This window comes from Oceanibaculum pacificum, from assembly GCF_001618175.1.
In the GTDB taxonomy this organism is placed as follows: Bacteria; Pseudomonadota; Alphaproteobacteria; order Oceanibaculales; family Oceanibaculaceae; genus Oceanibaculum; species Oceanibaculum pacificum.
On record NZ_LPXN01000166.1, the window covers coordinates 1 to 14,082 of the forward strand.

The following is a 14,082-nucleotide window of genomic DNA, read 5'->3' on the forward strand; positions in this document are numbered from 1 at the left end:
GCGTGGACCCCCGCAACAAGTGCGGGGGTGACGGCTGGTGGAGAGGGGCGAAGGGCGAGAAACAAAAAGGCGGCTCCGGTGGGAGCCGCCCTTGTTCCGTCAGCCAAGGCCGCAGCGTCAGTCCGCCGCTTCCTGGGACTCCGTCTCCGGGGTCCAGCGCAGGATCGGCTTGCGGGCGGCCGAGGTTTCGTCCAGCCGGCGGCGCGGGGTGTAGCGCGGGGCAGCCTTGAACCAGTCGGCCTGATCGCCCTGCTTGGCGCGCTGGGCGAGACCGCCCAGGACGGCGATGAACTGGTCGATCGCGTCCTTGCTCTCGGTCTCGGTCGGCTCGATCAGCAAAGCGCCGTGGACGACCAGCGGGAAATACATGGTCATCGGGTGGTAGCCCTCGTCGATCATCGCCTTGGCGAAGTCGAGCGTGGTGACGCCCGTCCCCTTGAGGAAGCTGTCGTCGAACAGCGCCTCATGCATGCACGGGCCATCGAAGGCCGGCGACATCTCGTCCTTCAGCCGGGCGAGGATGTAGTTGGCGTTCAGCACCGCGTCGCTGGCGACCTGGCGCAGCCCGTCCGCGCCATGGCTCATCATGTAGGTGAGCGCGCGCACGAACATGCCCATCTGGCCCTGAAAGGCCTTCAGCCGGCCGAAATTCTGGCCGCCCACGCCCTCATGCTCGACCAGTTTGTAGCTGCCCTTCTCGTGCACGACGTAGGGCATCGGCACGAATTTCGCCAGCGCCTCCGACAGCACGACCGGGCCGGCGCCCGGCCCGCCGCCGCCATGCGGGGTGGAGAAGGTCTTGTGCAGGTTGATGTGCATGGCGTCAACGCCCAGATCGCCCGGCCGCACGCGGCCGACGATGGCGTTGAAATTGGCGCCGTCGCAGTAGAAATAGCCGCCGACCGAATGGATCAGCTCGGCGATCTCGACGATCTCGCTCTCGAACAGCCCGCAGGTGTTCGGGTTGGTGATCATCACAGCCGCGACATCATCGCCCAGCTTCGCCTTGAAGGCCTCGATATCGACGCGGCCGCGCGCATTGGCCGGAATCGGATCGACGATATAGCCGCAGGCCGCCGCCGTGGCGGGGTTGGTGCCATGCGCCGATTCCGGCACCAGCACGCGCTGCCGGCGCTCGCCCTTGGCCTCGATGGCGGCGCGGATCGCCATCATGCCGCACAGCTCGCCATGCGCGCCGGCGGCTGGGGACATGGCCACGGCCGGCATGCCGGTCAGCGTCTTCAGCCAGTGCGCCAGCGTGTCGATCAGTTCCAGCGCACCCTGCACGGTCGAGACCGGCTGCAAGGGATGCACGTCGGAGAAGCCCGGCAGCCGGGCCATCTTCTCGTTCAGCCGGGGATTGTGCTTCATCGTGCAGGAGCCCAGCGGATACAGCCCGGCATCGATGGCGTAGTTCTTCTGGCTGAGGCGGGTGTAGTGGCGCACCACCTGCGGCTCCGACAGGCCGGGCAGGCCGATCTTGCCCTTGCGCGCCAGGCCGCCCAGCTTGCTCTCCACCTTCGGCGCCGGCGGCAGGTCGACGCCGGTGCGGCCCGCCTCGCCCTGCTCGAAGATCAACGGCTCTTCCAGTTGCAGGCCGAGATTGCCGGTCATGGTCGGCGCGCCCTCGCCGGCGCTCTTGAAGGCGGAGACGGCTTTGCTCCAGTCGCTCATGACAGCACCTCCGCGAGGCCCTTCGCCAGGGCGTCCATATCAGCCTCGGTATTTACTTCGGTGGCGGCGATGACCAGCAGGTTCGCCAGATCGTCGCGGCCGGGGATCAGGCGCGAGACCGGAATGCCGGCCAGGATGTTCTTTTTCGCCAGCGCCTCGACCACTTCCGCCGCCGGCTTCGGCAGCTTCACGGTGAATTCGTTGAAGAAACTGTCGGTCAGCACCGCCACGCCCTTCACGCCGGCCAGCCTGCCGGCCAGCGTCACCGCCGCCGCGTGGTTGAGATCGGCCAGCCGGGCGAAACCCGCCTCGCCCAGCAGCGACATGTGGATGGTGAAGGCCAGCGCGCACAGGCCGGAATTGGTGCAGATGTTGCTGGTCGCCTTCTCGCGGCGGATATGCTGCTCGCGGGTGGACAGCGTCAGCACCCAGCCGCGCCGACCGTCGGCATCCACCGTCTGCCCGGCCAGGCGGCCCGGCATCTGGCGGACATATTTGTCCTTGGTGGCGAACAGGCCGACATAGGGGCCGCCGAAATTCAGCGCGTTGCCGATCGACTGGCCCTCGGCCACGACGATATCGGCGCCCATCTCGCCCGGCGACTTCACCGCCCCCAGCGAGACGATCTCGGTCACCGCCACGATCAGCAGCGCGCCCTGGGCCTGGCAGGCCTCGGCAAGCTTGGAGAAATCGCGCAGATTGCCGAAGAAATCCGGGTTCTGCACGACGACGCAGGAAGTCTTGTCGTCGATCCGGTCGATCAGATCGTCCGCGCTGGCCGGGTCGATCCTGCCGGCCACCACCTCGAAGCCCAGGAAGCGGGCATGGGTGTCGATGACCTCCCGGTACATCGGATGCAACCCGCCGGAGACCACCGCCTTTTCGCGGCGGGTCACGCGGTTGGCCATCACCACCGCCTCGGCGACGGCGGTGGAGCCGTCATACATCGAGGCGTTGGCGACATCCATGCCGGTGATCAGCGCCACCTGGGTCTGGAACTCGAACAGATATTGCAGCGTGCCCTGGGTGACCTCCGGCTGGTAGGGCGTGTAGGAGGTCATGAACTCGCCGCGCTGGATCAGATGATCCACCGAGGCCGGCACATGGTGCTTGTAGGCCCCGCCGCCGATGAAGAACGGCACGCTGCCGGCCGGCACGCTCCTGGCCGCCATGGCGCTGAGCGCGCGGTCGACCGCCAGCTCGCCCATATGGTCCGGCAAGCCCTCGACCGGCTTCTTCAGCCAGGCCGATTCCGGCACGTCGCGGAACAGGCTGTCGACCGATGGCACGCCGATGGCGGCCAGCATGGCCCGCCGGTCGGCTTCGGTCAGCGGAAGATAGCGCATGTTACGCCAGCCCTTCCACGAAGGCCTTGTAGCCGGCCTCGTCCATCAGGCTGTCCAGCTCGCCGGGGTTGCTGAGCTTCAGCTTGAAGAACCAGCCCTTGCCGTGCGGATCGTCATTCACCGTGTTGGGGGCGGATTCCAGATCGGCATTCACCTCCACCACCTCGCCGGCGGCGGGCGAATAGACCTCGCTGGCGGCCTTCACCGATTCGACCACGGCGGCGTCGCCGCCCTTGGTCACCTGCTTGCCGACGGCGGGCAGTTCGACGAACACCACATCGCCCAGCTGCTGCTGCGCATAGTCGGTGATGCCGACGGTGGCGACATTGCCGGAGACTTCCAGCCACTCGTGATCTTCAGTGTATTTCCGGGTCATGCTGCGCAACTCCTAGCCGCGATGATAACGATGGGGGGTGAAGGGCATGGATGCCACCTGGGCCGGCAAGGGCTTGCCGCGCACCAGGGCGGTGATCGCCGTGCCGACGGAGGCAAGGGCGGTGTCGACATAGCCCATGGCGACCGGGCCGCCGACGCTGGGGCCGAAGCCGCCGCTGGTGATCTCGCCGATGGGCTTGCCGGCGGCATCCGTCAGCTCGGTATGCTCGCGCATCGGCGCACGGCCTTCCGGGCGGATGCCGACGCGCTTGCGCTTCGTGCCGTTCTTCAGCTGGTCGAGGATGATGTCGGCGCCGGGGAAGCCGCCCTCCTCGCGCCGACGCTTGCCGATGGCCCAGTTCAGATCGGCCTCGATGGGCGTGGTGGTGGTGTCGATGTCGTGGCCATAGAGGCACAGACCAGCCTCCAGGCGCAGCGAATCGCGCGCGCCCAGGCCGATCGGCATCACCTCCGGCTGGTCGAGCAGCAGGCGGGCCAGCGCCTCGGCCTTGTCCTCCTCGACGGAAATCTCGAAGCCGTCCTCGCCGGTATAGCCGCTGCGCGTCACGGTGCACCAGATGCCGCCGATCTCGACCCGCGCGCCGCCCATGAAGGTCAGCGCCGCGCCCTTCGGCCCCAAGCGGCCCATGACATCCTTGGCGGCCGGCCCCTGCAGGGCCAGCAGCGCCCGCTCGAACATCACCTCCAGCTTCACGCCGGCCGGCAGGTGCGCACGCAGATGCTCGATATCCTGGGTCTTGCAGCCGGCATTCACGACCAGGAACAGATGGTCGTTGAAGCAGGTGACCATGAGATCGTCGAGGATGCCGCCCTCCTCGTTGGTGAACAGCGTATAGCGCTGGCGGCCCGGCTTCAGCGCCTGAATCTCGCCCGGCACCAGGGTTTCCAGCGCCGCGGCGACATTCTCGCCGCTCAGCTTCACCTGGCCCATGTGGGACACGTCGAACAGACCGGCCTTGGCGCGGGTGTGGAGATGCTCGGCCATGATGCCGGCGGGGTACTGCACCGGCATCTCGTAGCCGGCGAATTCGACCATCTTGCCGCCCAGCTCCCGGTGCAGGGCGTTCAGCGGCGTGGTCAGCAGGGTTTCGGCGCTCATGGGCAACAGGTCCTTCCCGACAGGTCATGTGCCGGTCGACGCCAAATGGCGTCTGTACAGACCGGCACCCCCTCTGTCGTCGGACCTGAGAGATTGACCGAAAGGACCGGGGCCCTCGCAGCTTTCACCTTGGGTGAGACGCGCCGAGCGGGGCGCGCCTGCTTTCCAGAGAGTCCTTCCCTTGCGGTCCTTTTGCCTGAGAGTTTCCGGGGTGGATTGCTCCTTCGGCGCCGGCTATTGCCGATCTCTCCCGCAAGGTTCAGCGGACTAGGGGCAAGATGTGACGGCGTCGGGCGAAAGTCAACTTGGCTTCGCGGCGGAAGCCCGCGCGGCACCCGGCGACGCCCAACTCCAGTTGCGCCGGTTGCCATAGAGCCACAAGCCGGTCACGACGAAGGCCGCCGGCATCAGCGCGACCAGCACCCAGAGTGCCTTGACCAGCGGACCGGCGAAGGTGCCCATATGCAGGGGATCGCGCATATGCCAGATCCAGGTCGCGGCACTGGCGGTGCGGGTATCGTGCACGTCCAGCACGCGCGGCGGGTCATCGCCGACCCAGACCCGCACCGGCGGTGCCCCTTCATGGGCATAGAGATGCATCATGACAGACCGCCCGGACTCATTCGGCAGGCGGATGCCTCGCACCGGCAGATCGGGGAACGCCGCCTGGCCCAGCGCCACGGCGCTGTCGAGCGCGCGCAGCGGCAAGGCGCCGGGGTCAGGCTCCGCCTTGTCTTCGATAACGCCCGGCGACAGCGCCTCGACGACAGTACGGGCGGGGGCGGTCCAGTACATCGCCAGGCCGGTGAATGCGACCATCAGCAGCAAGGGCAGGCTGATCACGCCGGCCAGCTGGTGCAGCCGGAAGACGATGGTGCGGGGCCGTTGCGAGAAGTCGATTTTCAGGCGGGCCAGCCGGCGGCCCGGTATCAGCCACAGCGCCAGCCCGACCAGCACCTGGATCATCAGCACCAGCGAACAAGCGGAGACGAAATGGCGCACCCAGGGCGCCCATTGCCGGTCATCGACCAGCCAGCGGCGATGCAGCCCTTCGATAAGTCCGTTCAGATTGCGATTGGGCCTGTACTGGCCGAGGACGGTGCCGGTGAACGGATCGACATTGATCGCCCCTGCCCCGCCACCCAGCCAGATACGCCAGGCCCGGTCCGGCGCATAGCCCTTGTCCAGCGCCCAGAGATTCAGGTCGGGGCGCTGCTCGCCCACCTTGGCAAGCAGCGCCTCATAACCCAGCGGCGTCCGGCCCGCCGGTTCCACCCGCCAGAGCGAAGGCTCCAGCGCCTCCTGGATATCCTGGCCATAGACCAGATAGACACCGGTCAGGCTCAGCAGCAGGATCGGCAGCCCTGCGATCATCAGCAGGGTCAGATGGACCCGACGAAGCCAGAGATACGGCATGGCCGCCCCTTGTCAGAAGGTGTAGTCGGTGCCGATCCAGAACACGGTGCCGAGATTGCCACCATCATTGGCGCTGGTGCCGACGATGGTGGAGCCGAAGGTGCGCTCGTCGAACACATTCTCGACCCGGGCGCGCAAGGCCCAGCTTGGCTTCACCCACCAGGACGCGCCGATATCCAGCTTGGTGAAGCCTTCGCGCTCGGTAATCGAGCCATCGAGGTTTTCCGCCTCATAGCCGGCGGTGTGATAGACGAGGCCCCACAAATTGACATCCTGCGTCAGCGCGTAGGTCGCCTGCACGCCCAACTGGTAGTCCGGGACCGAGACGCCGTTGGTGCCGAAGAAGATGTTGCCGCCGGCCGAGCTGCCGTCCGGTCGGGTCGATTCGACATCCAGCAGCTTCATGAAGTTGGCGGTCACGGTTAAATCCTTGGTGGCGCGGAACAGCGCCTCCACCTCCAGCCCGCGCTGCTTCACCGTCATGCTCTCGATCAGCGCGCCGGTGCCCCGGCGCGGCACGCCATCCTGCTCGGTGTCGTAGAGCGCTACATCGAGATAGCCGCGCTCGAAGCTCTGCCGCACGCCGATCTCGTAGGTCAGCGAATCGACGATCTCGTCGCCCGCCCCGTTCGGGTTCAGCGCGTCGCTGCCGAAATTGCCGTACTTCTCATAGAACCGGTTGTAGCCGGACGCGACGGAGGCGCGCAGCCGGGTATCCTCCAGCACGCTGTAGGCGATGCCGAGCTCATAGGAGGTCAACTGGTCGTCGGCCAGATTGTCGGCCTGCTCGACGCCGTTCAGCTTGATGTCGTTCTCGAAGAATGTGTGCCGCAAGCCGGCGGTCAGCGCCAGATTGTCGTGGAAGGTGAAGGTGTTCTGCGATTTCAGCGAAAAATCGGTGAAATTGGCGTCCCACTGATTGTCGCGCAGATATTCGGTGCGCCGCACCTCGCCGCCGACGCTGCCCAGATAGCGCACCACGGAATTGATCGGCGTGTCGTAATAGTAATCGCCGAACAGCACATTATTGTTGATCTCGCGGTCGCGGGCGCGGGCGTTCCACAGCGTGTGGCTGTCATTATGGAAGAAGCCGGCGCGGATGCTGGTCTTGTCGGTCAGCTTATGGTCGGCGGTCAGCGCCAGCACATTGGCGGAGGTGCGGATCGGCTCCTCATTGCCGCTGCGGATGATATCCGTGTCCGACCGGTTGGTGATGCCCAGCAGCTCGAACCGCGTATCGTCGCTGAGGTTATAGCCAAACTTGGCCAGGCCGCCGCGCACCTGCTGGCCGTCCAGATTGTCGGGGTCGCCATTATAGGCCGCCCCCAGCCATTTGCCGGCGACGTAATAGTCCCATTTCTCGCCGCTGTCGGCCGCTTCGGCCTGGGTCATGGCCTCCATCGCGCTGCTGGCGTCCAGGCTGATCGCCGCATGGTCCTTGTAGCCGCGGCCGGATTTGATCTGGGTTTCGATGATGCCGCCATCGGTGCCGTCGCCATAGCCGACGCCGCGCCCGCCGCGCAGCACGCCGATGCGGTCGATGGCGATGGAGGGAATCAGCGTGTTGGTGTAGCCGCCGCCCTCCTCGTCGGCCGCCTTGAAGGCCGGCAGCCCATCGATGGAGCGCGATGCGCCCCAATCGCCGAAGGTGCGGATCTTGCTGCCGCCGCCGAAGCGGTTGCCGGTGCCCGGCTCGTTGATGATGCCCAGCGTGGAGTAACGCAGCGCATCGCCGGAATTCACCCCATTCAGATTCTGGATGACCGAGCCGTCCACATAGCTGCCGCTGCGCGTGCCCTGGAAGGCATTCTCCACCGCGTCCCGCGTCTCCTGCGAGCTGTGCACCCCGCCGCCCTCGACCACGACCGGGTCAAGATTATAGGTCTCCGCCGCCATTGCCGGCGCTGCCAGCCCAAGCGTCATAACGACTGCCGCGCTGGCAGCCCCCTTACCGTGCTTCATTATTGCCCCTCCGATTATTACCGGCCGCCCTAGCCCGCCGGATATGGGGGGAGAGTAGAAAGGTGATTCTTCAATTGCAAATGATTCTGAGAATCGTTTGCATGTTTTGCGGAGATAGAGGCCCAGGGAAATCTCGACGGTCTTGGGGGAGCGCTTATTCCGCCGCCATCTCGCGGGTCAGGGCGGCAAGCTTGCCGGGCAGGCCGGCCAGGAACACGTCGATGTCGGCCTCGATCAGCGGGTCGAAATTGCGCGGCACTTTCAGCCCGTAGATGAAATGCCGGATGCCGAGATAGATGATCGCGCCGTGCAGCGCCCAAGCCAGTTCCAGCTCGGCCTCGCCGATCGGCAGCGCCGTGGGGTCGGGCAGGCCGAATTCATGCCGCCATTCGCCGCACAGCTTCACCAGCACGCGGTCGCGGATCAGCGTCAGGTAGCGATTATTGATGTCGAAGCCGGCCAGGCCGGAATACAGGAAAATCCGCATCCATTCATAGGTCAGGATGGACGCTGCGTAATCCTTGTAGAAGCGCTTCATGCGCCGGTCGATGGGCTGCGAGCGGTCGAGAATCCACTCCTCCCACACCGGTTGCCAGCGCTTCACGTACAGGTCCTGATAGACCCGGTCGATCAGATCGTCCTTGGTCGGGAAATAGCGGTAGAGCAGCGGCTGGGTGATGCCCAGCCGCTTGGCCAGCTCGCGCGTCTGGCCCTCGAAGCCGCGCTCGGCGAAGAACTGGATGGCGCCTTCGATAATCCGCTTCTCGCGCTCGTCCTTCGGCAGCCGCCGGGCGGCGCCGGGTTCGCAGGGCGGCATGCCCTCGGGCGGCGGCATCGGCGCCGCCTTGCGGCGCAGGCCAGACAGATCGTCCTTCGACCGGGGCATGGCGACTTAAAGGCTCTCTCTCAAACGCGGGCTATCGGCAGCCGAAGCCAGCGGAAGATAGCATTGACACTGCTTTGCGCAATGTGACAGCTTATTGAGCAAGCGATAAATAAAAATCCGCTCCTCAAGCAAAGCGGATGCATAGGGAGGTTGCCGCGTGAAACCCACGCCCTTCGGCTATGTGAAGGCGGCGTCGCTGCCGCAGGCGCTCGACCTGCTCGCCCGGCATGGCGAGGAGGCGCAGATTCTGGCCGGCGGCCAAAGCCTGATCCCGACATTGAACATGCGGCTCTCCGCGCCGCGCCTGCTGATCGATATTTCCGGCCTGGCCGATCTGTCCGGCATTGCGGTGGCCGGCGATATCTTGCGCATCGGCGCGCTGACCCGCCATGCGGAAGTCGAGAAATCCGAGCTTGTCGCCCGCCATGCGCCGCTGATCGCCGCCGCCATGCCGCATGTCGCCCACCCGGCGATCCGCAATCGCGGCACGTTCGGCGGCTCCCTCGCCCTGGCCGATCCGGCGGCCGAGCTGCCGGCCTGCTGCCTGGCGCTGGCGGCGACGATGATCGTGCAGGCCCCGTCCGGTTCGCGCCGCATCGCCGCGCGCGACTTCTTCAAGGGGCTGTTCGAAACGGCGCTGGAAGCCGGCGAGGTGCTGACCGCCATCGAGATTCCCATCGCCGTCCCAGGCCAGGTCTTCGCCTTCGAGGAGCTGGCGCGGCGGCATGGCGATTACGCCATCGTCGGCATCGCGGCGACGGCGCGCAAAGCGGCCGACGGCACGCTGTCGGATATCCGCCTGGCCTATCTGAACCTGGAAAGCCGCCCGGTGCTGGCCGGGAAAGCCGCCGCCGCGCTGGCCGGCACCACGGGCGACGCCGCTGCGGTGACGGCGGCGCAGGATGCGCTGGCCGGCGAGGCCTCGCCGCATGCCGACCTGAACGCGACGCCCGAGACGCGGCTGCACCTGGCCCGCGTGCTGCTGGGCCGCGCCGTCGCCCGATTGATCGCCTGAAAGGGCCGCCCATGACCGAAAGCCTGCCCCTAAACCTCCCTATAGACCTCACCGTCAATGGCGAGCGCATCAGCGCCACCGTGCCGGCGCGCCAGCATCTGATCGACTTCCTGCGCGAAACCCTGTCGCTGACCGGCTCGCATATCGGCTGCGAGCATGGCGTGTGCGGGGCGTGCAGCATCCGCGTGAACGGCGCGGTGGTGCGCGGCTGCCTCACCCTGGCGGTGCAGTGCGACGGCGCCAGCGTGGACACCATCGAGGGGCTGTCGGACAGCGGGGCCATCGCCGACCTGCAAAGCGCCTTCCATGAGCGCAACGCGCTGCAATGCGGCTTCTGCACGCCCGGCATGCTGGCCACCGGCTACGACATCGTGCGCCGCCTGCCGGATGCCGACGAAGCCCGCATCCGGCGCGAGCTGTCGGGCAATATCTGCCGCTGCACCGGCTACCACGCCATCGTCGACGCCATCGAGACGGTGGCGGCCAAGCGAGGGGCCGGGGCATGAGCCTGTCCATCCTCGACCGTCCGAACTCCTATATCGGCCGCACCGTCCCCCGGCCGAACGCGAAGAAGCTGGTGCAGGGGCGCGGCACCTATGTCGACGACATCAAGCTGCCGCGCATGGTGCATGTCGCCTTCGTGCGCAGCCCCTATGCCCATGCCCGCATCCTCGCGATCCGCAGCGACGCCGCCCAGGCGGCGCCCGGCGTGGTGCGTATCGTCACCGGGGCGGAGATGGCGGCGGTCTGCACCCCCTGGGTCGGCGTACTGGGCCATATGAAGGGGCTGAAATCCGCCCCGCAATACGCCCTGGCGGTGGACCGCGCCTGCTGGCAGGGCGAGGCGGTGGTGGCCGTGGTCGCGCACAGCCGGGCCGAGGCGGAGGATGCGGCGCAACTGGTCGAGATCGACTGGGAGGAGCTGTTCGTCGTCGCCGACATGGAGACGGCGCTCGACCCCGAAACCCCGGTCATCCATCCGGAGCTGGGCGACAATCTGGCGTTCCGCCGCGAGTTGGATGTCGGCGATGTCGAGAAGGGCTTCGCCGCGGCCGATGCGATCGTCGAGGAGACCTATATCACCGGGCGCCATACCGGCGTCTGCCTGGAGGCGCGCTCCATCCTGGCCGATTACCAGCCGGCGGACGAGCAGCTTGTGGTCTATCACTCGACCCAGGCGCCGCACATGATGCAGACCATCTTCGCCAAGCATCTGGATTTGCCGGAGACCAATGTCCGCGTGATCTGCAAGGATGTCGGCGGGGCGTTCGGCATTAAGGTGCACACCTATCCCGACGAGATGGCGACTGTGGCGCTGGCGAAGATGCTGCGCCGCCCGGTGAAATTCATCGCCGACCGGATGGAAAGCTTCGTCACCGACATCCATGCCCGCGACCACCGGGTCAAGGCGCGCATGGCGGTCAGCAAGGAGGGTCGCATCCTCGCCATCGAGGCCGACGACCGCACCGGCATCGGCCCCTATTCGGTCTATCCGCGCACCAGCGCCATCGAGGCGAACCAGGTCGTCAACCTGATCGGCGGGCCCTACACCAACCAGAATTACCGCTGCACGGCGAATGTGGTGTTCCAGAACAAGAACGTCATGTGCCAGTACCGCGCGGTCGGCCATCCCATCGCCTGCGCGGTGACCGAGGGGCTGGTCGACAAGGCGGCCCGCGCCATCGGCATGGACCCGGCGGAATTCCGCCGCCGCAACCTGATCGCCGACGATGCCTACCCCTACAAGGCCCCGACCGGCATGGTCTATGAGGGGCTGTCGCACCACAAATCGCTCGATAAGCTGCTGGAGCTGATGCAGTACGACAGGCTGCGCGCCGAGCAGGCCGCGTTGCGCGAGAAGGGCATCCATCGCGGCATCGGGCTGGCCGCCTTCATCGAGGTCACCAACCCGTCGGCGATGTTCTACGGCGTCGGCGGCGCGCGCATCTCGGCGCAGGATGGCTGCACCATCCGGCTCGACCCGACCGGCGTGATCACCGTCTCCATCGGCGTGACGGAGCAGGGCCAGGGCACCGAGGCGATCATGGCGCAGATCGCCGCCAGTTCGGTCGGCGTGCCGATGGACAAGGTGCGGCTGATCACCGGCGACACCGAGGTCACGCCCTATGGCGGCGGCACCTGGGCCTCGCGCGGGGCCGGCATCGGCGGCGAGGCGACGCTGCAGGCCGGCCGTGCGCTGCGCGAGAACATCCTCTCGGTCGCCGGCACCATGCTGCAGGCCGCGCCGCAGACGCTCGACATCCGCGCGGGGATCATCGTCGACGCCGATACCGGCGCCGAGCGCATGAAGCTGGAGGAGCTGGGCCGCGTCGCCTATTTCCGCCCCGACACGCTGCCGCGCGACTGCCAGCCGGAACTGATGGTGACCCGGCATTACGTGCAGAAGGATTACGCCTTCGTCTTCACCAACGGCTTGCAGGCCAGCTATCTGGAGGTCGATACCGAGACCGGCTTCGTCACCCTGCTCGACCATTGGGTGGTCGAGGATTGCGGCACCATCATCAACCCGCAACTGGTCGACGAGCAGATCCGGGGCGGCGTCGTCCAGGGGCTGGGCGGGGCGCTGTTCGAGGAATGCCTGTACAGCGCCGACGGCCAGATGCTGAACGCCAACATGGCCGATTATCTGGTGCCGATGGCCAGCGAGATGCCGGACATCGCCATCGCCCATGTCGTCACGCCGACCCAAACGTCCGAGCTGGGGGCCAAGGGTGTGGGCGAGGCCGGCACCGCCGGCGCGCCGGCCGCCGTGATGAACGCGATCAACGACGCGCTGTCGCCCTTCGGCGCCAGCGTCGCCGCCCAGCCCTTCACCCCGGAGCGCGTGCTGCGCGCCCTGGGCAAGATTCGATAAGCCGCAGAAAGCGGGAGCGCAGGAAAACCGGACACATAAGCGGCGCCGCCGCACAAGGGAGGAAACAATGAGCCAGAACAAGCGTGGTTCCAGCAATCAGCGGGCGGTCAGCCGCCGCAGCGTCGTCCAGGGGGCAGCCGCCATCGGCGCGGCCGCCGCCCTCTCGCCCTTCTGGTTCAACATCGCCAGGGCGCAGACCGAAACCATCAAGATCGGCTTCCCGGTGCCGCTGACCGGGCCGTTCGGCACCGAGGCGCAGGATCAGGTGCGCGCCGCCGAGCTGGCGATCAAGGAGTTCAACGACGCCGGCGGCTTCAAGGGCCGCAAGGCCGAGCTGCTGGTGCGCGACGACAAGCTGAACCCCGGCGAGGCGGCGACCCGCACGCTGGAGCTGATCGAGAAGGACAAGGTGAATTACGTGGTCGGCTCGCTGTCGGCCGCCGTGCAGCTCTCGATCAACAACGTCACCAAGGAACGCGGCGTCATCTTCAATTCGATCAGCCAGTCGGACGCCATCAACGAGGCCAAGGACTGGTCGAAATTCACCTTTCACGAGGCGATGAACCCGCATATGACGGCCGGCGCGGTGGGCCGCTACGCCTTTCCGAAATTCGGCAAGCGCGTCGCCTTCCTGACCGCCGACTACGCCTATGGCCACGAGATGGTGCGCGGCTTCCAGAGCGCCGGCAAGGCGCTGGGCATCGAGACGGTGGCCGATATCCGCCACCCCATCGGGCATAGCGACTATTCCGCCTTCCTGCCGCGCATCCAGGCGTTGAAGCCGGACGTGCTGTGCCTGTGCAATTTCGGCCGCGACCAGGTGAATTCGGTGAAGCAGGCGACCGATTTCGGCCTGAAGGAGACCACCAAGCTGGTCGCCCCGGTGCTGCTCTACACCGCCCGCCAGGCCGGCGGCGGCGACGCCTTCGACGGGGTGATCGGCGGCACTTCCTATTACTGGCGGCTGGAGGATACGGTGCCGACCGCCAAGGCGCTGAACGACAAGTTCCGCGCCGCCTATGGCGGCATCGTGCCGTCCGACTACGGCGCCCTGGGCTATGCCGGCGTGAAGACGGTGCTGACGGCGGTGCAGAATGCCGGCGCGACCGACACCGACAAGGTGATCGAGGCGATGCGCGCGCTGAAATACGATTTCTACAAGGGCCCGCAATATTATCGCGGCTGCGACCATCAATCGGTGCAGTCGGTACTGATCATCGAGTCCAAGAGCAAGGACATGAAGAACGAGAACGACGTGTTCAACATCGTCTCGGTCGAGCAGCCCGACGAAGCCAACCTGCGTTCCTGCGGCGAGCTGGGCCACAAGACCTGATGGCCGTTTGTCGCATTCAGGAGGGCGGGGATGAGCGCCCCGCCCCACCCCCCACCCTAGCCCTCCCCCGCAAGGGGGGA

Annotated in this window: 11 protein-coding genes and 2 riboswitches; of the genes, 4 read left to right on the forward strand and 7 right to left on the reverse strand. The window is 66.7% G+C overall.

Annotated elements, in window-relative coordinates; all coding sequences use genetic code 11:
- Positions 1 to 117: 117 nt before the first annotated feature.
- From gcvPB to AUP43_RS17375, 7 genes are all read right to left on the reverse strand, one after another.
- On the reverse strand, positions 118 to 1,674 hold the full coding sequence (gene gcvPB / locus AUP43_RS17345; RefSeq protein ID WP_067560024.1) for an aminomethyl-transferring glycine dehydrogenase subunit GcvPB: 1,557 nt from the start codon (positions 1,672 to 1,674) through the stop codon (positions 118 to 120).
- Positions 1,671 to 3,020: an aminomethyl-transferring glycine dehydrogenase subunit GcvPA gene (gene gcvPA / locus AUP43_RS17350; RefSeq protein ID WP_067560026.1), complete on the reverse strand. Its 1,350-nt coding sequence runs from the start codon at positions 3,018 to 3,020 to the stop codon at positions 1,671 to 1,673. Before gcvPA ends, gcvPB begins: the two co-directional genes overlap by 4 nt.
- 1 nt (position 3,021) lies before the next feature.
- Complete coding sequence (gene gcvH, locus AUP43_RS17355; RefSeq protein ID WP_067560027.1) at positions 3,022 to 3,396, reverse strand: glycine cleavage system protein GcvH; 375 nt, start codon at positions 3,394 to 3,396, stop codon at positions 3,022 to 3,024.
- A gap of 12 nt (positions 3,397 to 3,408) precedes the next feature.
- Complete coding sequence (gcvT, locus tag AUP43_RS17360) at positions 3,409 to 4,515, reverse strand: glycine cleavage system aminomethyltransferase GcvT (protein WP_067560029.1); 1,107 nt, start codon at positions 4,513 to 4,515, stop codon at positions 3,409 to 3,411.
- A 69-nt stretch (positions 4,516 to 4,584) separates the two neighbouring features.
- Positions 4,585 to 4,688, reverse strand: a riboswitch (glycine riboswitch).
- 1 nt (position 4,689) lies between these two features.
- Positions 4,690 to 4,778, reverse strand: a riboswitch (glycine riboswitch).
- Between the two features lie 37 nt (positions 4,779 to 4,815).
- Positions 4,816 to 5,931, reverse strand: a complete 1,116-nt coding sequence (locus tag AUP43_RS17365; RefSeq protein ID WP_067560031.1) for a PepSY-associated TM helix domain-containing protein — start codon at positions 5,929 to 5,931, stop codon at positions 4,816 to 4,818.
- A gap of 12 nt (positions 5,932 to 5,943) precedes the next feature.
- Complete coding sequence (locus AUP43_RS17370; protein WP_084462892.1) at positions 5,944 to 7,893, reverse strand: TonB-dependent receptor domain-containing protein; 1,950 nt, start codon at positions 7,891 to 7,893, stop codon at positions 5,944 to 5,946.
- Between the two features lie 154 nt (positions 7,894 to 8,047).
- Positions 8,048 to 8,779, reverse strand: coding sequence for a TetR/AcrR family transcriptional regulator (locus AUP43_RS17375; protein WP_198154956.1), 732 nt, complete (start codon positions 8,777 to 8,779; stop codon positions 8,048 to 8,050).
- Positions 8,780 to 8,936: 157 nt separating this feature from the next.
- Between AUP43_RS17375 and AUP43_RS17380 the strand changes: the two genes are divergently transcribed.
- From AUP43_RS17380 to AUP43_RS17395, 4 genes are all read left to right on the forward strand, one after another.
- On the forward strand, positions 8,937 to 9,794 hold the full coding sequence (locus tag AUP43_RS17380) for an FAD binding domain-containing protein (protein WP_067560036.1): 858 nt from the start codon (positions 8,937 to 8,939) through the stop codon (positions 9,792 to 9,794).
- An 11-nt stretch (positions 9,795 to 9,805) separates the two neighbouring features.
- A complete protein-coding gene (locus tag AUP43_RS17385) occupies positions 9,806 to 10,300 on the forward strand; it encodes a (2Fe-2S)-binding protein (RefSeq protein ID WP_067560038.1) in 495 nt (164 codons plus the stop codon).
- Positions 10,297 to 12,669: a xanthine dehydrogenase family protein molybdopterin-binding subunit gene (locus AUP43_RS17390; RefSeq protein ID WP_067560040.1), complete on the forward strand. Its 2,373-nt coding sequence runs from the start codon at positions 10,297 to 10,299 to the stop codon at positions 12,667 to 12,669. Before AUP43_RS17385 ends, AUP43_RS17390 begins: the two co-directional genes overlap by 4 nt.
- Positions 12,670 to 12,736: 67 nt before the next feature.
- Positions 12,737 to 14,002, forward strand: coding sequence for an ABC transporter substrate-binding protein (locus AUP43_RS17395; RefSeq protein WP_067560042.1), 1,266 nt, complete (start codon positions 12,737 to 12,739; stop codon positions 14,000 to 14,002).
- Positions 14,003 to 14,082: the final 80 nt, after the last annotated feature.